The organism is Stenotrophomonas acidaminiphila (genome assembly GCF_001431595.1).
GTDB lineage: Bacteria > Pseudomonadota > Gammaproteobacteria > Xanthomonadales > Xanthomonadaceae > Stenotrophomonas > Stenotrophomonas acidaminiphila.
The window spans coordinates 1-18,176 of record NZ_LDJO01000049.1; the positions used below are offsets into that span (position 1 = coordinate 1).

Genomic DNA, 18,176 nt, shown 5'->3' on the forward strand with positions numbered 1-18,176 from the left:
GCCGTCGCCGCCGTCGCCGCCGGCGCAGGTCACCGACATCCAGGCCAGCGTGGACATCTCGTCCAAGAACATGAACCCGCCGCGTTACCCGCCGGCCGCCTTCCGCGCCGGTATCCAGGGCGAGGTCATCCTCATCATTGATGTCGACGCCAGCGGCAACGTCACCAATGTGTCCGTCGAGAAGTCCAGCCGTAACCGTGATCTCGACCGCGCCGCCATGGATGCGGCACGCAAGTGGAAGTTCAATCCTTCCGTCATCAATGGACAAAAGGCGGCTGGTCGCGTCCGCGTCCCGGTCAACTTTGCGCTGAGCTGATCCCCCGGCGGCCCTCGGCCGCCAGCAGGGAACCGTTCGACTTTAGCTACACCCTTTAACACCACACACAACAAAGGTAAGCGTCATGCTGCAGGAAATCTTCATCGCCGCTGCTGCCGGGGGCAACGCAAACAACGCGCTCTCGCAGATGGGCTTCGAGCATCTGATTCACGAAATGACCTCCAAGCCGGGTGACTTCGCGGTTTCCTGGGTCGTGCTGCTGACCCTGGTCGCGATGTCGGCGATGTCGTGGTACTGGACCGTCATCAACATCTTCCGTTCGACCCGCCTGAAGTCGGCTTCCGACCGCGTGCCGGGCATGTTCTGGGACGCCGCCAATGCCCAGGACGCGATCCGCGCCATGGAAGAGCAGCCGGCTTCGGAGCCGTTCTCGAAGATCGCGCTGGACGCCGCCCAGGCCGCTGCGCACCACCAGCAGGCCGGTGCCGCCGAGACCCTGAGCCGTTCGGAGTTCGTCGACCGCGCCCTGCGCCAGGCCGTCACCCGCGAATCCAACAAGCTGCAGGGCGGCATGATCCTGCTGGCCACCGTCGGCGCGACCGCTCCGTTCGTGGGTCTGCTGGGTACCGTGTGGGGCATCTACGGCGCGCTGATCAAGATCGGTGCCACCGGTTCGGCCTCGATCGACGCCGTTGCCGGCCCGGTGGGTGAAGCGCTGATCATGACCGCCATCGGTCTGTTCGTCGCGATCCCGGCCGTGTTCGCCTTCAACTTCTTCAGCAAGATCAACAGCGCCACCGTCAGCAAGTTCGACACCTTCGCGCACGATCTGCACGACTTCTTCGCCACCGGCTCGCGCGTTCGCTGAGCCGGCAGCAGAGCAGTCCTCGCAACGATATAGACGGAGCCCGTTATGGCTTTCAGTAGTGGTAACAGCGGCGGCCCCATGGCCGACATCAACGTCACGCCCCTCGTGGACGTGATGCTGGTGCTGCTGATCATCTTCATCATCACGGCTCCCCTGATGTCCCACAAGGTCAAGGTCGAGCTGCCCGAGGCCAACCTGTACATCAATCCGGACGACGCTGAGAAGCGTTCGGGCCCGATCACGGTGGCAGTCAAGGAAGACGGTTCGCTCTACTGGAACGATGAGCCGGTGTCGAAGGAGACCCTGGAGTCGCGTTTCGCCACTGCTGCCCAGCAGACGCCGCAGCCCCCGCTCAACCTGCGTGGTGACAAGACCACCAAGATGAGCGTGATCAATGAAGTGACCAAGATCGCGCAGGGCCAGGGCATGCTGGACGTCGGTTTCGTTGCCACCAAAGAAAAGGGGCAATAAGCGATGGCTTTCAGTAGTGGTGGAAACAGGGGCCCCATGGCCGACATCAACGTCACGCCCCTCGTGGACGTGATGCTGGTGCTGCTGATCATCTTCATCGTGACCGCGCCGATCATGACGTACCCGATCGCCGTGGACCTGCCGCAGCGGGTCATCAACCCGCCGCCGCAGCTGCGCGAGCCGCCGCCGCCGATCGATCTGCGTGTGGATGCGAGCAATCAGGTTTACTGGAACAACAGCCCGGTGAACGTGAACGACCTGCAGCAGAAGATGGAAGAAGAAGTACAGAAGGATCCGACCAACCAGCCGGAACTTCGCATCGATGCCAATCCGGATTCCGAGTACGAGGTCATGGCCAAGATCCTGGCCCAGGCCAAGAACGCTCAGATGAAGAAGATCGGTTTCGTGCAGTAACGCAATACCCAAGTCATGACGCGACTGGAAAACGCCCCCGCAAGCCGGGGGCGTTTTTTTTTGCCCTGGCGCAGCCGCTACGCCTTTGTCCCGGTTCCGCTACGCACCCGCTACCGGCCCCTGGGCCGACACGGATGCATCGTGCTGTGGACGGGGGCGTGCATCGTTGCCGGATGAGCCCGCGTGCCCGGACAAGCGGCTCCGCGGCCCGGGCCTGGGGATTATGGGCAGGCTCCAATGCACGCTGCGCCGTTCCCGGGATGCCGGTGTCGTGCTCCCGCTGGCTGCCTGTTCTTGTGGGATGGAGGGGCGTTGCGGCTGGATCAGCGCCGTTGGCCGATGATGCGCAGGTAGCTCCTGACCGTCGCATCCAGGCCGTCGTACAGCGCCTCGCCGATCAGGGCGTGGCCGATGGATACTTCCAGTACCTGCGGTACGTGCGCGAGGAAGCGGCCCAGGTTGGCCTGCGACAGGTCGTGGCCGGCGTTGACCCCCAGGCCGGCGGCCTGGGCGCGGCGCGCGGCATCGGCGAACAGTGCCAGCGCGGCATCGGGGGCACCGTTGGCGAAGGCTTCGGCGTAGGGACCGGTATAGAGCTCCACGCGGTCGGCACCGATTGCCGCGGCCATCGCGATGTCGGGGTTGCCAGCGTCGACGAACAGGCTGACCCGGCAACCGCAGCCCTTCAAGGCAGTGATCAGCGGGCGCAGGCGTTCGCCGTCGCGGGCGAAATCGAAACCGTGGTCGGAGGTCAGCTGTCCATCGCCGTCCGGTACCAGGGTGGCCTGCGCCGGGCGCGTCTGCTCGCACAACGGCAGCAGTCCCGGATAGCCCGGGCGTGGTGGCGCGAATGGATTGCCTTCGATGTTGAACTCGACGCCGCGTGCGCGGGTGAGCGTCGAAAGCACATGCACGTCGTCGGCGCGGATATGCCGCTGGTCCGGGCGCGGATGCACGGTGATGCCGTGCGCACCGGCATCCAGGCACGCGGCCGCCGCGCGCAGCACGTCGGGGTCGTTGCCGCCGCGCGAATTGCGCAGCACGGCGATCTTGTTGACGTTGACGCTCAGGCAGGTCATGACGGCGGCTGTTCTTCAGGTGCAGGGGAGGACGGCGGAGCCGCCGGCGGTACCGGGGGACGCAACTGGTCGCGCAGGGCCTGCAGCTCGGCCGCGTGCAGCGGCCGAGGCGCCTGCCTGGTGGTGCTGCCGAAGCGTGCCGCGTACAACCCCTTCATCCACAGCAGCAACAGCAGCAGCGCGGCCAGCAACGACAGCAGCATCAGGCCGCTGTGCGTGGTCGTGATGGAAACGGTGAAGGCGCCCAGCGCGAGCAGCAGCGACAGCCAGTACATGACGATCTCCCGGTGGAGGCGCCCAGTGTAGCGGCCCGCCCGGGGCCGGTTCCATGGCGCCGGGCGCTACAGCAGCGGCGAGGCGAGGCGGGCGAATGCCTCGGGCAGGCGCTGGCGCCACAGTGGGCGATGGCGGTCGGGCAACACCGGCGTGGCGCGCTCGAACTCCTGCGCAAGGATCGCATCCAGCTGCGCGGTCAGCCGGCGGTCGTGGTAGAGCATGGACAGTTCGAAGTTCAGGCGGAAGCTGCGGTGGTCGAAGTTGGCGCTGCCGACGATGCAGGTGTCGTCGTCGGCGATGAATGCCTTGGTATGCAGCATGCGCGGACCGTACTCGTAGATCTTGACCCCGGCCTGCAGCAGCTCGTCGTAGTACGAGCGGCCGGCCAGGGTGACGAACAGCGAATCGCTGCGCCGTGGGACCAGCAGGCGCGTGTCCAGCCCGCCGAGCGCGGCCGAGGTCAGCGCCATCCGCGCGGCCTCGCCGGGGACGAAGTACGGTGTCACCAGCCACACCCGGCGCGACGCCTCGTGGATTGCCGCCACGTGCATGCGATGGATCGCCTCCCACGACGAATCCGGACCGGACACAAGCACTTGTGCCTGCACCGTGCCGTCGTCACGGACGGGACCATCGGACGGGAACAGGTCCTCCCGGTCGAAGTTGTCCATGCCCTGCCCGCTTGCGTAGATCCAGTCCTCCAGGAACACCAGCTGCAGGCTGCGTACGACATGTCCGCTCAGGCGGGTATGCAGGTCGCGATAGGCGTTGGGGTCGCGGCTTTCGTCCTCCTCATCGGTGATGTTGATGCCGCCGGTGAAGGCGACCGTGCCATCGATCACCACCAGCTTGCGGTGCGTGCGCAGGTTCAGCCACGGCCGCTGGAACGGTTTGAGCAGCTGCCGCGGATGGAACCACACCACCTCGCCACCGGCATCGACCAGCGGTTGCAGGAAGCTGCGCCGGATCCGCGACGAACCGACCGCGTCGAGCAGCAGCCGTACCTTCACCCCTGCTTTTGCGCGTTCGGCCAGCGCGTCGCGCAGGGCGGTACCGGCGTGGTCGGGTTCGAAGATGTAGTACTCCAGGTTCACGTGGCGCCGCGCCGTGGCGACCGCCGCCAGGATCGCGGCGTAGGTCGCCGCGCCGTCGACCAGCCAGTCCACCGCGGTGGCGGTGCTGGGCGGCAGCCCGGTGGTGGCCTGGCCGATGCGCGCCAGCTCGGTGCAGTGCAGGTCGGCCGGGCAGACCACGTTGTAGGCCTCCATGCCCTCGCGCGAACGCCCGCGGCGCAGGCGCTGGCGCACGATCTTCTGCGGTCCGATCAGGTAGAACACGAACAACCCGATGTAGGGCAGCGCCGCCAGCGACAGGATCCAGCTCAGCGTCGCCACCGGCTCGCGCTTCTGCAGCACGATGTAGCCGGCCAGCAGCACCAGGTACACGACATAGGCCGCCGCCAGGATCTGGGCCGCGTGCGGAATGGAGGACACGCCGGTCCAGAGATGGTGCAGGGCTTCGCGCATGCCGCGATTCTAGCCATGGGCGGTGCATGGCGCGCGATGGCGAAGGCGCCCCGGCGGCCAGCATGAACGCCGCGTCGCTGCATCTGCGACGCCGCCGCGCTAGCGTAGGCCGATGCCGACCGTGATCAAGGGCCGCGGTGCCGCCAGCCACCTGCCCGGCCGTTTCGAAACCACCACCACCGATGCCGTCGACGATGGCTGGCAGGCCGACGACACCGAAGAGTTCGCCGCGCCGCGGCTGCGCACCGACGTGCGCGCGGAAACCGCACGCAGCATCATCAGTCGCAACAATTCCCCGGACGTGGGCTTCGAGCAGTCGGTGAACCCCTACCGGGGGTGCGAGCATGGCTGCTCGTACTGCTTCGCGCGGCCCACCCACGCTTACCTGAACCTGTCTCCGGGGCTGGATTTCGAGACCCGGATCTTCGCCAAGACCAATACCGCCGAGCTGCTGCGCCGGGAGCTGGCCAGGCCCGGGTATGTGGTCAAGCCGATCGCGCTGGGCATCAACACCGATGCCTACCAGCCGATCGAACGCCGGCTGGGCATCACCCGGCAGCTGATCGAAGTGATGCTGGAGACCCGCCACCCGTTCTCGCTGATCACCAAGAACGCGCTGGTCGAGCGCGACATCGACCTGCTGGCGCCGCTGGCCGCGCAGCGCCTGGTCAGCGTGCATTTCTCGGTGACGTCGCTGGACCCGCGCCTGTCGGCCAGGCTGGAGCCGCGAGCTTCCGCACCGCATGCGCGGCTGCGGGCGATGCGGCGGCTGCACGACGCGGGCATCCCGGTTGGGGTGATGGTTGCGCCGGTGATCCCGTGGATCAACGACGCCGAGCTGGAAGCAGTGCTGGAAGCGGCGCGCGATGCGGGCGCGCGCAGCGCCGGCTATGTGCTGCTGCGCCTGCCGCATGAAGTGGCGCCGCTGTTCCGCGACTGGCTGCAGGCGCACCACCCGCAGCGTGCCGGGCACGTGATGAGCACTATCAACCAGCTGCGCGGCGGCAAGGACTACGACAGCCAGTTCGGCAGGCGCATGCGCGGCGAAGGCGTCTACGCGCAGCTGCTGTCGCGGCGCTTCGCGCTGGCCAGCAGGCGCCTGGGCTTCAACGCCTCGCGCGAGCAGTGGCCGTGGCTGGACTGCAGCCGTTTCGTGCCGCCGGTACCAGCGAAGAAGGCCTCGCCGCAGGGCGAGCTGTTCTGATCCGCCGCCGCTGCGCTGCGCCCGGCCATGACCCGGCGGGGCGCGGCTGCCGCGCGCCCCCAGGTCGCAGGCGGCTCAGCCCTGCGCGTCGTGCTCGCGGTGGTAACGGGTGGCCTCGGCCACCTCGTTGCGCGAGCCCAGGAACACCGGCACGCGCTGGTGCAGCTGTTCGGGCTGGATGTCGAGGATGCGGCGACGGCCGTCGGTGGCGGCACCGCCGGCCTGCTCGACCAGCATCGACATCGGGTTGGCCTCGTACATCAGCCGCAGCTTGCCCGGCTTGGACGGGTCCTTCCGGTCCCACGGATAGATGAAGATGCCGCCGCGGGTGAGGATGCGATGCACGTCGGCCACCATCGAGGCGATCCAGCGCATGTTGAAGTCCTTGCCACGCACGCCCTCGCGGCCGGCCAACAGGTCGGCCACGTAGCCCTGCATCGGCGCTTCCCAATGGCGCTGGTTGGACATGTTGATGGCGAACTCGCGGGTGTCGGCCGGCACCTGCATGCCGCGCTGGGTGAGCACGAACTCGCCGGTCTCGCGGTCCAGGGTGAAGGCATGGGTGCCATGGCCGACGGTGAGCACCAGCATCGTGCTCGGCCCGTAGATGCAGTAGCCGGCCGCGACCTGCTGCACGCCCGGCTGCAGGAAGTGGGTGTCGCCGGGCTGTTCCACGCCCGGCGGCGCGCGCAGCACCGAAAAGATGGTGCCCACCGACACGTTCACGTCGATGTTGGAGCTGCCGTCCAGCGGATCGAACAGCAGCAGGAAGTCGCCCTGCGGATACTCCGACGGCACCGGCTGGCTGTGGTCCATCTCCTCCGACGCGCAGGCGGCCAGGTGGCCACCCCAGGCGTTGGCCTCGAGCAGGATCTCGTTGGAGATCACGTCCAGCTTCTTCTGCGCCTCGCCCTGCACGTTGCCGGTACCGGCGTCGCCGAGCACGCCGCCCAGCGCGCCCTTGCTCACCGCGATCGAGATGCTGGTGCAGGCGCGGGCCACCACCGCCACCAGCTGGCGCAGGTCGGCGTTGATGCGCCGGGCATGCTGCTCTTCGATCAGGAAGCGGGTCAGCGACGTGCGGGACATGGTCAGGAGCTACCTTCAGACGAAAGGAGCGCTATTGTCGCGGGTTGTCCCTGCTTTTACGAGGTCATGGACAGGTCCTGTCCTGGCAGGGCATGGCGGCGGCCACGCGATGTCGTCCGTGGAGACAGGCGCGCGCCGTCGGGGCCTGCCGGTACTGGCTTAAAATGGGCATTCCGGAGGGAGGGGACATGGACTGGGAGCAGGCAACGCAGAGTCTGCCCGCGGCGCTCGGCATCGGCCTGCTGATCGGCGCCGTGCGCGAACGCCAGCATGGCAATGCCACCACGCTGCAGGCAGGAGTGCGTACCCACGCCCTGCTGGCGTTGATGGGAACCGTGGGCATCGCCTTCGGACAGGCGGTATTCCTGGTCGTGCTGCTGGCGGCCGCCCTGCTGGCGTGGAGCAGTTACCGGATCACCGCGCGCGCCGACCCGGGCCTGACCGGCGAGATCGCGCTGCTGCTCACCGTACTGCTCGGCGGGCTCGCGTTCGACGCGCCGGAACTGGCGGCGGCGCTCGGGGTGGTGGTGGCCATCCTGCTGTGGGCCAAGGCGCCGCTGGCACGGCTGAGCCGCGATGTGATCAGCGACCAGGAGATGCGCGACGCGTTGCTGCTCGCCGCGAGTGCATTGGTGGTGCTGCCGCTGTTGCCGGACGAGGCGATCGACCCCTGGGGCGTGCTGGTGCCGTCCAAGTTGTGGCAGATCGTGGTGCTGGTGATGGGGGTGGGCATGCTCGGCCACCTGGCGTTGCGGATGGTCGGTGCGCGCTGGGGGTTGCCGATGGCGGGCTTCTTCTCGGGCTTCGCCTCGTCGACCGCGGCGGTGGCCGGCTTCGGCCGCGGCAGCAGGGCGGCGGCCGTGCTGGTGGGTCCGTCGGCGTCGGCGGCGTTGTTGGCCAACCTGGCCTCGTTGATGCTGTTCGCGGCGGTGATCGGCACCACGTCGCCGGCGCTGCTGCGCGCCAGCGCCTGGCCGCTGCTGGCCGCCGCGCTGGCACTGCTGGCGTTCTCGCTGCTGGGCCTGCGCCACGTGAAGGAAGAGGCGGTGCCGCGTACCGCCACCGCCAAGGCACTGCGCCTCGGCCATGCGGTGATGATCGCGCTGGTGATCGCCGCCGTGCTGCTGGTGTCCGAATGGCTGCGCCAGGTGTTCGGCCAGGCCGGGGCGCTGGTGGGCGCGACCATTGCCGCTCTCGGCGAACTGCACGCAGCCGCGGCCGGCATCGCCAGCCTGAACGCGTCCGGCGGCCTGCAGCTGGACGCGGCGCGCTGGGGCGTGGTGGCGCTGCTGGCTTCGGCCTCGCTGGCCAAGTCGGTGCTGGCGTTCGCCAGCGGCGGGCCGCGTTACGGCGTCGCCGTCGGCGCGGGACTGGCGGCGATGGTGGCCGGCGCGGCGGCCACGACCTGGCTGGTACCTGCCTGAGCCGACGCAGCCGGGCATGAAAAAGCCCGGCCGTGGCCGGGCTTTTCCGGATCCTGGCGTCGGCCGCGGATCAACCGCGGCTGACGTCGTAGACCGCCTTGGCCACGTAGTCCAGGTTCTTCTGGCTGAGCGCGGCCACGCAGATGCGGCCGGTGCCGACGGCATAGATGCCGAACTCGTCGCGCAGCCGGTCCACCTGCGCCTTGCTCAGGCCCGAATAGGAGAACATGCCGGCCTGCTGCTGGATGAAGCCGAACTCCGGCGCGCCCAGGGCGGCCAGCTTCTGCACCATGCCGGCGCGCAGGGCGTGGATGCGCTCGCGCATCGCGGTCAGCTCGGCGCCCCACATGCCGCGCAGCTCGGCGCTGCCCAGCACGCCGGCCACCAGCGCGGCGCCATGGGTGGACGGGCTGGAGTAGATGGTGCGGATGATGCGCTTGACCTGCGACTGCACGGCCCTGGTCGAGGCCGCATCCGGGCCGACCACCGACAGCGCGCCGACGCGCTCGCCGTACAGCGAGAACGACTTGGAGTACGAGTTGGCGACGATGAAGCTGTCGATCCCGGCCTCGGCGATGATGCGCACGGCCTGGCCGTCCTGCTCGATGCCCTTGTCGAAGCCCTGGTAGGCCATGTCGATGAAGGGGAACAGCTGGCGGTCCTTGAGCAGCGCGGCGACCTGCTGCCACTGCGCGGTGTCCAGGTCGGCACCGGTCGGGTTGTGGCAGCAGGCATGCAGCAGCACCACGGTGCCGGGCTGCAGCTTCTGCAGGTCGGCGATCATGCCGGCGAAATCCAGGCCGTGGCTGGCGTTGTCGAAGTAGGTGTAATCGACCACCTCGAAGCCGGCGGCACCGAACACCGCGCGGTGGTTTTCCCAGCTCGGGTTGCTGATGGCCACGGTGGCGTGCGGCAGCAGCCTGTGCAGCAGGTCCGCGCCCACGCGCAGCGCGCCGCTGCCGCCGATGGTCTGCGCAGTGGCGACGCGGCCGCTGGCGATCAGTTCCGAACCCTCGCCGAACACCAGCTTCTGCGTGGCCTGGGTGTAGGCCGGCAGGCCGTCGATCGGCAGGTAGCCGCGCGGCTTGGCCTCGGCGGCGAGCTGCTGTTCGATCAGCTGCACGGCGCGCAGCAACGGGATGCGGCCGTCTTCGTCGTAATAGATGCCGACGCCAAGATTGACCTTGGTCGGGCGCGGATCGGCGTTGTAGGCCTCGGTCAGACCCAGGATCGGGTCGCCAGGAACCTGTTCCACGTTTGCAAAGAAGGACACGGCGGTACTCGTCACGGTGGCGGGAGGGGGAACTTCGGGACGACCGCGCAGCGCGGTCAAACCGCCCCATCCTAACAGGGCCGGGGGCGCTTGGCCGCAGGGGGTTTCAGGCGGAACCGTCGCGCACGGTCCACCGCTTGGCGGCGATCGGCGATGATGCCGGCATGAAGCGACGCAGGCGGTGGTTCCCGGTGATGGAAGTGGCAGCGGCGCTGCCGGTGGTGGCGCTGGCGGCGCCGGCCCCGGCGACCCTGGACGCGGTGCAGGTACAGGCGGCGCGGGTGCATGCGGTGGACGATTTCGACCTGCCCGCGTCGATCACCACCCAGGACGTGGACGCCCATGGCAATGGCCGCGGCGTGCTGGTGTCCGAGGCCCTGGGCGGGGTGCCGGGCCTGCTGGCGCGCGAGCGGCAGAACCTGGCGCAGGACACCCAGCTGTCGATCCGCGGCTTCGGTGCGCGCTCCACCTTCGGCGTGCGCGGCGTGCGGCTGCTGGTGGACGGGGTGCCGGCGACCATGCCCGACGGCCAGGGCCAGCTGTCGCACTTCAACCTGCTTGGTGCCCAACGCATCGACGTGCTGCGCGGGCCGTTCTCGGCGCTGTACGGCAACTCCTCCGGCGGCGTGGTGCAGCTGTGGAGCGCCGATGGCCAGGCGGGCGACCCCTGGCGGCTGCGTGCCAGTGCCGGCAGCGACAACAGCCGCAGCCTGGGCCTGCAGCTGCGGGGCCTGGCCGGTGCCATGCGCTACAACGTTGCCGCCAGCGACTACCGCACCGACGGCTGGCGCCGGCACAGTGCGGCGCGGCGGCAATCGCTCAACGCCCGGCTCGGGTTCGAGATGGCGCCGGGCCAGCGCCTGGACCTGCTGTTCAACGTGCTCGATGCGCCGCGCGCGCAGGACCCGCTGGGCCTGGACCGCACGCAGGTGCGCGAGGACCCGCGCCAGGCCACTGCCGTCGCCTCCCTGTACGACACCCGCAAGTCGGTGCGGCAGGCGCAGGCCGGCGCGGTGTACACGCTGCAGCGCAGCCGCCAGACCTGGCGGCTGATGGCCTATGCCGGGCAGCGCACCGTGGCGCAGTTCCTGGCCATCCCGCCCGCGGCGCAGGCCAATGCGCTGCATGCCGGCGGGGTGATCGACCTGGACGGTGGTTACGGCGGCGTGGATGCACGCTGGGCCTGGCACGGCACCCTGGCCGCGCGCCCGCTGGAACTGGTGATCGGCGCCAACGCCGACCGCCAGCGGCAGCACCGCAGCGGCCACGAGAACTTCGTCGGCGACGTGCTGGGCGTCCGCGGCCGGCTGCGTCGCGACCAGCGCGACCGGGTCGGCAACGTCGATTCGTTCGCGCAGGCCTGGTGGCAGTTCGCACCGCGCTGGTCGCTGCTGGCCGGGGCGCGCCACAGCCGGGTGGACTTCCGCTCCGACGACCGTTACATCGCAGCCGGCAACCCGGACGACAGCGGCCGCCGCCAGTACACCGCCACCACCCCGGTAGCGGGGGTGGTGTTCCGCGCCGGCCAGGACCTGCGCCTGTACGCATCGGCCGGGCGTGGTTTCGAAACGCCGACCTTCAACGAGCTGGGCTATCGCGCCGATGGCGGTGCCGGGCTGGCGCTGGACCTGTCGCCGGCCACCAGCCGCACCCTCGAACTCGGCGCCAAGTGGCGCATCCAGGCCGGCACCCGGCTGGACCTGTCGCTGTTCCACACCGATACCGACGACGAACTGGCGGTCGCCAGCAACAGCGGCGGCCGCAGCAGTTACCGCAACATCGGCGCCACCCGCCGCCGCGGCATGGAACTGGGCTGGCGGCAGCCGATCGGCGAGGCCCAGCACCTGCAGCTGGCATGGACGTGGCTGCAGGCCAGTGTGCGCGAGGGCTACCTGACCTGCTCGGGCCTGCCTGCGCCGTGCACCGCGCCGCGCAATCCAGTGGCACCCGGCACCGCGCTGCCGGGGGTGCCGCGCCAGCTGTTGCAGGCGCGCTGGGACTGGCGGCCGGATCGCTGGCAGCTGGCCGCCGAGACCGTGGCCGCGGGCGCGACCACAAGTACCGACCTGGGCGACGGACGCGCGCCGGGCTACGCACTCGTGAACCTGGAAGCGGCCCGCCAGTGGCATACCGCGAGCGGCCCGCTGCGCCTGTTCGCGCGCGTGGACAACGTACTGGACCGGCGCTACATCGGTTCGGTCATCGTCAACGACGGCAACCGCCGCTACTACGAACCCGGCGCGGACCGCAGCTGGACCCTGGGCCTGGAATGGCAGTGGTCACCGCATTGAGGCAGCGATGCACGGCCGCCGCGCCCACGGGAGGGGAAGCGGGCGACGGCGGCCATGCATGGACGGTCAGGCGCTCATGTCCAGGACCACGCGCCCTTCGATCTGGCCGGCGCGCATGCGCGCGAACACCGCGTTGATGTTGTCCAGCGTATCGGTGGAGACGGTCGCGGCGACCTTGCCGTCGGCCGCGAACTGCAGCGACTCCTGCAGGTCCAGGCGGGTGCCGACGATGGAGCCGCGCACGGTGATGCCGTTGAGCACCATGCCGAAGATGTCCAGCGGGAAGTCGCCGGGCGGCAGGCCGTTGAGCGACACCGTGCCGCCGCGCCGGACCATGCCCAGCGCCTGCGCGAACGCCTTGGGCGATACCGCGGTGACCAGCGCGCCATGGGCGCCGCCGATCTCCTTTTTCAGGAATGCCGCCGGGTCGGTGGCGCGGGCGTCGACGGTGACCGTCGCGCCGAGCCGCCGCGCCAGTGCCAGCTTGCCCTCGTCCACGTCCACCGCCGCCACGTTCAGGCCCATCGCCCGCGCGTACTGCACGGCCATGTGGCCGAGCCCGCCGATGCCCGAGATCACCACCCAGTCGCCGGGCTTGGTGTCGGTGACCTTCAGCCCCTTGTAGACGGTCACCCCGGCGCACAGCACCGGTGCGATCTCGACGAAGCCCACGCTGTCGGGCAGGTGGCCGACGTAATCGGCGTTGGCCAGCGCGTACTGGGCGAACCCGCCATTGACCGAGTAGCCGGTGTTGCGCTGGCTTTCGCACAGCGTTTCCCAGCCGCCGAGGCAGTGTTCGCAATGGCCGCAGGCCGAGTACAGCCAGGGAATGCCGACGCGGTCGCCCTCGCGGACGTGGTGGACGCCCTCGCCCACTGCGACCACGTGGCCGACGCCTTCGTGGCCGGGAATGAACGGCGGCTCCGGCTTCACCGGCCAGTCGCCCTCGGCGGCGTGCAGGTCGGTGTGGCAGACGCCGCACGCTTCGATCTTCACCAGAATGTCACCGGCCGCCGGGCGCGGTACCGGTACTTCCTCGATGACCAGCGGCTGGCCGAATGCACGCACCACCGCGGCCTTCATTGTCCTGTCCATACGCGATCTCCGTGGGGGAACGCGCCTACTCTCGCGCCGTCCGCGTGCCGCCGCATTGATCGTGATCACGCCCTGGAAGCAACGGCGCGGTGGCCGACGGACGGTCGCCGGTTCAGCCGGCCAGCAGTGCCGCCTCGCGCGCCAGGCGTTCGATCCCGGCCCAGTCGCGCGCCGCCAGCAGATCGCGCGTGGTCAGCCACGAGCCACCGACGCACAGCACGTTGGGCAGGTGCAGGAACTGCGCGGCGGTCTGTACGCCGATGCCGCCGGTCGGGCAGAACCGCACGTCGCCGAACGGGCCGTTCCACGCCGCCAGCATCGCCGTGCCGCCGGCCTGTACCGCGGGGAAGAACTTGAACGTGTCCAGCCCCTGCTCCAGCCCGCGCATCAGGTCCGATGCAGTGGCCACGCCCGGCAGGAACGGCAGGTCGGTATCGCGCGCGGCGGCATACAGCCGGTCGGTGGCGCCCGGCGAGACCGCGAAGCGGCCACCGGCGGCCTTGACCTGCGCCATCTGCCGCGCGTCGAGCACGGTACCGGCACCGATCACCGCGTCGGGCACCGCTTCGGCCATCGCCCTGATCGCGTCCATGGCAGTGGCCGTGCGCAGGGTCACTTCGATCACCGGCAGGCCGCCGCGGAACAGTGCCTGCGCCACCTGCACGGCATCGTCGATGGACCCGGGGGTGAACACCGGGATCACCGGTGCCAGTTTCAGGACAGCGCGCACGCGCGGATCAGCGCCGGACATCGAATTTTCCTTCGCCCACCAGGGCCATCACGTCGGCGACGCCGACCGGGTTGAAATCGCCGGGAATGGAATGCTTCAGGCAGCCGGCGGCCAGGCCGAAGCGGATCGTGGCGTCGGCGTCGAAGCCCTCGATCAGGCCATGCAGCACGCCTGCGGCGAACGCGTCGCCGCCGCCGATGCGGTCGACGATGCCGGTCAGTTCCGCATCCGGCGCGCCTGCGCGGGTGCCGTCGCGGCCGAGCAGCATCGCGCCGAGCGAGTGGTGCCCGGCGCTGTGCGCGGTGCGCTGGGTGCACGCCATGTACTGCAGCCGCGGGAATGCGGCGAATGCCATCGCCGCGGCCGCGTCCACGCGCGCCCGTGCGTCGGCCTGCGCGAACTGCCCGCCCAGCACCACGCCGATGTCGCGGTAATCGGCGAACACGATATGCGCGCAGTCGAACAGATCATGCAGGATCGCCCTGGCGTCACCGCCCCAGCGCTCCCACAGCTTCGGCCGGAAATTGCCGTCGAACGACACCTTGATGCCCGCCGCGCAGGCCGCGCGCGCGGCCGCCAGGGTGGCCTGCGCCGCCTCGGCGCCGAGCGCCGGGCTGACGCCGGACAGGTGCAGCCACTGTGCGCCGCGCAACAGCGCCGGCCAGTCGTAGCTGTCGGCGCGCGCGCTGGCGAAGGCCGAATCGGCGCGGTCGTAGACCACCTCGCTGGGCCGGTGCCCGGCGCCGGTGGTCAGGAAATACAGGCCCATGCGGCCGTCGCCGCGCCGCACCCGCGTGGTATCCAGCCCGTGCCGGCGCAGCTCGCCGCCGACCGCCGCGCCCAGCGGGTTGTCGGCGACCACACTGACCATCGCCACGTCATGGCCGAAGTGCGCCAGCGAGACGCCGACGTTGGCCTCGGCGCCACCGCAATGCACCTCCAGCGCCGGGGTCTGCAGCAGCAGCTGGTGGCCGGGGGCGCCGAGCCGCAGCAGCAGCTCGCCGAAACAGACAACACGGGGGGAACTCATCGGGACTCCTGTCGCGGTCTACACGGGCGGGAATGATGGCACGATAGTTTGACCATCGGTGTCATACACACCGAAATGTCCCTTGCCCCTGTCGATATCGGCGCCGTAATGTCCCAAAGACAAGGGGTTGCGGGCATTTCCCCGCCTGTTGCAGTGCAAGATGCTCCCTCCCGGAGCTCCTGCTACTTTCGGTTTTGACCAGCGGTGTCATATGCCTTTGGCACTACAGGAATCGCCGCTTCGCATGTAAACCTTTGGAGAGGGGGAAACACATGTATCCACACAGCAAGCAGAAAAAGACACCGGTTACCTTGCTCGCATTGTCGATCGCGCTGGCGCTGCAGGCCGGCGCCGCCGCCGCCCAGGACGCAGGCGCCGCCGCCACCGAACTGGACACCGTGACCGTCACCGGCTACCGCGCCAGTGTCGAGAAGGCGCTGGACATCAAGCGCGGCGAAGCCGGCATGGTCGACGCCGTGGTCGCCGAGGACATCGGCAAGTTCCCCGACAGCAACCTGGCCGAATCGCTGCAACGCATCCCCGGCGTGGTCATCACCCGCGATGGCGGCGAAGGCCGCCAGATCACCGTCCGCGGGCTGGGTCCGGATTTCACCCGCGTGCGCATCAACGGCATGGAAGCGCTGAGCACCGTCGGCAGCAGCGACGGCCAGGGCGGCACCAACCGCAGCCGCGGCTTCGATTTCAACGTATTCGCCTCGGACCTGTTCTCGCAGCTGATCGCGCGCAAGACCGCCTCGGCCGACGTCGAGGAAGGCTCGCTCGGCGCCACCGTGGACCTGCGCACCGCACGGCCGTTCGACTATGACGGCTTCACCCTCGTGACCAATGTGCAGACCGCCTACAACGACGCCTCGCAGGCGGCGATGCCGCGCTTCGCCGGCCTGATCGCCAACAGCTGGGCCGACGGCAAGGTCGGCGCGCTGCTGTCGGTGGCGTACTCCGAGCGCGAGACCGTGGAGGAAGGCACCGGCACCGTGCGCTGGGCCAATGCACGGGCGAACACGCCGACCAACACAGCCAATCCAAAGGGCGTTGGCTTTGCGGGTTGCGCTGAAGGCACCGCTCCATTCCCGGGCGTCTGCAGCGACCAGGTCTACACGCCGCGCTTCCCGCGCTATACGTTGATGGAACATGACCAGAAGCGCCTGGGCGTGACCGGTTCGCTGCAGTTCAAGCCCAGCGACCGCACCACCTTCAGCCTGGACATGCTCTACTCGAAGATCGATGCCCAGCGCGACGAGAAGTACATAGAGGCCAACGGCCTGAGCAAGACCGGCGCAGACGGCAAGGCGCAGATCGTGGTCAGGGACGGCGTGATCGAAAATGGCGCCCTGGTCTACGCAAAGATGGACAACGTCGATATCCGCGCCGAGAACCGCCACGACGAATGGAGCACGGATTTCTACCAGGTCAGCCTCGACGGCGAGCACAGGCTGACCGACAGCTTCACCCTCAGCGGCAGGGTCGGCACCTCGCGGTCCAAGCATGACAATCCGGTCCAGGCGACCATCATGATGGACAAGCTGGATGTGCAGGGCTACAGCTACGACTACCGTGGCAACGCCAACAAGCCGGTGTTCAACTACGGTGTCAGCCCGACCGATCCGAACGGCTGGACCCTGTCCACGATCCGCCTGCGCCAGAACTACGTGACCAACGAGTTCCACAACGGCGAGCTGGATTTCTCGTGGGTCATCGGCCCTTCGTTCACCCTGAGCGGCGGCGTGCAGGGCAAGAACTACAGCTTCGATTCTATGGAGCGCCGGCGTGTCGGCAACGAGACCGCGGTGCCGAACTTCAGCACCGGCAACAAGATCGTGCCTGCCGACATGACCGAGCTGGCCAGCCTCGGCGGCCTGGCCGGCTCGCCCGGCACGTGGGTGGTGCCCAACTTCGGCGCCATCGCCAATATGTTCGGTGTCCTCAACGGCGAAGGGATCTACGCATTGGTCGACTACCCGGCCAGCATGCGCGGCGTCGAGGAGCAGGACCGCAGCGGTTGGCTGATGGGCAAGTTCTCCACCGAGATCGGTTCGATCCCGGTGTACGGCAACCTCGGCGTGCGCCATGTCCGCACCAAGCAGACCTCCTCTGGCATCGCCACCGCCAGCGGAAAGCCCGTGGCCGCCACGGTGACCCGCGAGTACAACGACACCCTGCCCTCGCTGAACGTGGTGGCCGAACTCACCCCGGATTTCCTGCTGCGCTTCGCCGCGGCCAAGGTGATGTCGCGTCCCGGCCTGGGCAGCCTGACCCCGGGCGTGACCGTCAACGTCAGCGGCAGCGCCCGTACGGTCAGCGGCGGCAACCCGATGCTCGACCCGGTGCGCGCCAAGAGCTACGACCTGGGCCTGGAGTGGTACTTCGACGAAGGCGCCATGCTCGGTGCCACCGTGTTCTACAAGGACATCGGCAGCTACATCCAGAACACCCGCGAAACCCGCGTCTACGCCGACAGCGGCCTGCCGGCCAGCCTGCTGGACAACCTCAACGCCAGCCCCAGCGACGAGTTCACCTTCACCGTGCCGGTCAACACCCCGGGCGGCAAGCTGCAGGGCGTGGAGCTGAACTACGTGCAGCCGTTCACCTTCCTGCCGGGCAAGTGGTCCAACCTGGGCACGCAGCTGAACTACACCTACGTCGATTCGGACATCCAGTACCTGCTGTCCTCCGGCGCGACGGCGCAGAAGGCGGCGATGACCGGCCAGTCCAAGAATTCGTGGAACGCGACGCTGTTCTACGAAGGCGAGCGTTTCTCCGGTCGCGTTTCGGCCACCAACCGCAACGACTACCTGATCCAGGTGCCGGGCACCGAGGCCGGCTTCAACAGCGACGCCAACGGCGTGCATGGCCAGAGCGGAACCACCATCGTCGATGCGTCGATCCACTACCGCATCAGCGACCAGCTGGAGCTGAGCCTGGAAGGCGCCAACCTGACCAACGAGGCGCAGGAATCGTGGGTGGCCAACCCGTCGGTGTCGCTGCCGCTGGAGTACAGCCAGACCGGACGCACCTATACCCTGGGGCTGCGTTACCGGTTCTGATCCTGGCTGCGCTCCCGGCGTGTTGCCGGGAGCCAGCCGATGGTGCGACGCAGGATGTGATGAC

At 68.9% G+C, this 18,176-nt stretch carries 16 protein-coding genes; 8 read left to right on the forward strand and 8 right to left on the reverse strand.

The genetic code is table 11. The annotated features are described in order from the left end of the window. The 4 genes from ABB33_RS13835 to ABB33_RS13850 all read left to right on the forward strand — a co-directional run. The coding region (locus tag ABB33_RS13835; RefSeq protein ID WP_082595103.1) for an energy transducer TonB at positions 1-316 on the forward strand (316 nt) is incomplete at its 5' end. 85 nt (positions 317-401) lie between these two features. Next, the gene (gene exbB / locus ABB33_RS13840) at positions 402-1,145 is read left to right on the forward strand and encodes a TonB-system energizer ExbB (protein WP_054661248.1); all 744 of its coding nucleotides are present in this window, start codon (positions 402-404) and stop codon (positions 1,143-1,145) included. A 45-nt stretch (positions 1,146-1,190) separates the two neighbouring features. After that, positions 1,191-1,616 (forward strand): ExbD/TolR family protein, encoded by a 426-nt coding sequence (locus ABB33_RS13845; protein WP_054661250.1) that lies wholly within the window; start codon positions 1,191-1,193, stop codon positions 1,614-1,616. Between the two features lie 3 nt (positions 1,617-1,619). Beyond that, on the forward strand, positions 1,620-2,030 hold the full coding sequence (locus tag ABB33_RS13850) for an ExbD/TolR family protein (protein WP_054661253.1): 411 nt from the start codon (positions 1,620-1,622) through the stop codon (positions 2,028-2,030). 323 nt (positions 2,031-2,353) lie between these two features. On the opposite strand, the gene ABB33_RS13855 is transcribed toward ABB33_RS13850, so the two are convergent. The 3 genes from ABB33_RS13855 to cls form a co-directional block, all read right to left on the reverse strand. Next, positions 2,354-3,109: a pyridoxine 5'-phosphate synthase gene (locus tag ABB33_RS13855; RefSeq protein ID WP_056932492.1), complete on the reverse strand. Its 756-nt coding sequence runs from the start codon at positions 3,107-3,109 to the stop codon at positions 2,354-2,356. Next, positions 3,106-3,384: a hypothetical protein gene (locus ABB33_RS13860; protein WP_225546662.1), complete on the reverse strand. Its 279-nt coding sequence runs from the start codon at positions 3,382-3,384 to the stop codon at positions 3,106-3,108. Before ABB33_RS13860 ends, ABB33_RS13855 begins: the two co-directional genes overlap by 4 nt. A gap of 66 nt (positions 3,385-3,450) precedes the next feature. Continuing rightward, positions 3,451-4,911 carry a cardiolipin synthase gene (gene cls, locus ABB33_RS13865; protein ID WP_056932493.1) on the reverse strand — a complete coding sequence of 487 codons (1,461 nt, stop codon included), beginning with the start codon at positions 4,909-4,911 and terminating at the stop codon, positions 3,451-3,453. Between the two features lie 112 nt (positions 4,912-5,023). Here cls and ABB33_RS13870 point away from each other — a divergent pair, with 112 nt between their 5' ends. Beyond that, positions 5,024-6,115 (forward strand): PA0069 family radical SAM protein, encoded by a 1,092-nt coding sequence (locus ABB33_RS13870; RefSeq protein ID WP_056932494.1) that lies wholly within the window; start codon positions 5,024-5,026, stop codon positions 6,113-6,115. Between the two features lie 75 nt (positions 6,116-6,190). On the opposite strand, the gene ABB33_RS13875 is transcribed toward ABB33_RS13870, so the two are convergent. Then, entirely contained in the window at positions 6,191-7,204 is a 1,014-nt protein-coding gene (locus tag ABB33_RS13875; RefSeq protein WP_054661265.1) for a class 1 fructose-bisphosphatase, read from the reverse strand. A 188-nt stretch (positions 7,205-7,392) separates the two neighbouring features. Here ABB33_RS13875 and ABB33_RS13880 point away from each other — a divergent pair, with 188 nt between their 5' ends. Next, the gene (locus tag ABB33_RS13880; protein ID WP_056932495.1) at positions 7,393-8,628 is read left to right on the forward strand and encodes an MgtC/SapB family protein; all 1,236 of its coding nucleotides are present in this window, start codon (positions 7,393-7,395) and stop codon (positions 8,626-8,628) included. Positions 8,629-8,698: 70 nt separating this feature from the next. On the opposite strand, the gene ABB33_RS13885 is transcribed toward ABB33_RS13880, so the two are convergent. Beyond that, complete coding sequence (locus ABB33_RS13885) at positions 8,699-9,901, reverse strand: amino acid aminotransferase (RefSeq protein ID WP_056932496.1); 1,203 nt, start codon at positions 9,899-9,901, stop codon at positions 8,699-8,701. Between the two features lie 164 nt (positions 9,902-10,065). Here ABB33_RS13885 and ABB33_RS13890 point away from each other — a divergent pair, with 164 nt between their 5' ends. After that, positions 10,066-12,192: a TonB-dependent receptor family protein gene (locus ABB33_RS13890; RefSeq protein WP_056932514.1), complete on the forward strand. Its 2,127-nt coding sequence runs from the start codon at positions 10,066-10,068 to the stop codon at positions 12,190-12,192. Positions 12,193-12,258: 66 nt separating this feature from the next. Here the strand turns inward: ABB33_RS13890 and adhP are convergent, their stop codons facing one another. The 3 genes from adhP to ABB33_RS13905 all read right to left on the reverse strand — a co-directional run bounded on the left by adhP (position 12,259) and on the right by ABB33_RS13905 (position 15,047). Then, positions 12,259-13,287, reverse strand: coding sequence for an alcohol dehydrogenase AdhP (gene adhP / locus ABB33_RS13895; protein WP_054661274.1), 1,029 nt, complete (start codon positions 13,285-13,287; stop codon positions 12,259-12,261). Positions 13,288-13,399: 112 nt separating this feature from the next. Beyond that, a complete protein-coding gene (eda, locus tag ABB33_RS13900) occupies positions 13,400-14,038 on the reverse strand; it encodes a bifunctional 4-hydroxy-2-oxoglutarate aldolase/2-dehydro-3-deoxy-phosphogluconate aldolase (protein ID WP_054661277.1) in 639 nt (212 codons plus the stop codon). Next, entirely contained in the window at positions 14,025-15,047 is a 1,023-nt protein-coding gene (locus tag ABB33_RS13905) for a sugar kinase (RefSeq protein WP_056932497.1), read from the reverse strand. The genes eda and ABB33_RS13905 overlap by 14 nt, the downstream gene beginning before the upstream one ends. A gap of 272 nt (positions 15,048-15,319) precedes the next feature. Between ABB33_RS13905 and ABB33_RS13910 the strand changes: the two genes are divergently transcribed. After that, the gene (locus ABB33_RS13910; RefSeq protein WP_056932498.1) at positions 15,320-18,112 is read left to right on the forward strand and encodes a TonB-dependent receptor; all 2,793 of its coding nucleotides are present in this window, start codon (positions 15,320-15,322) and stop codon (positions 18,110-18,112) included. The last annotated feature ends 64 nt before the right edge of the window (positions 18,113-18,176 follow it).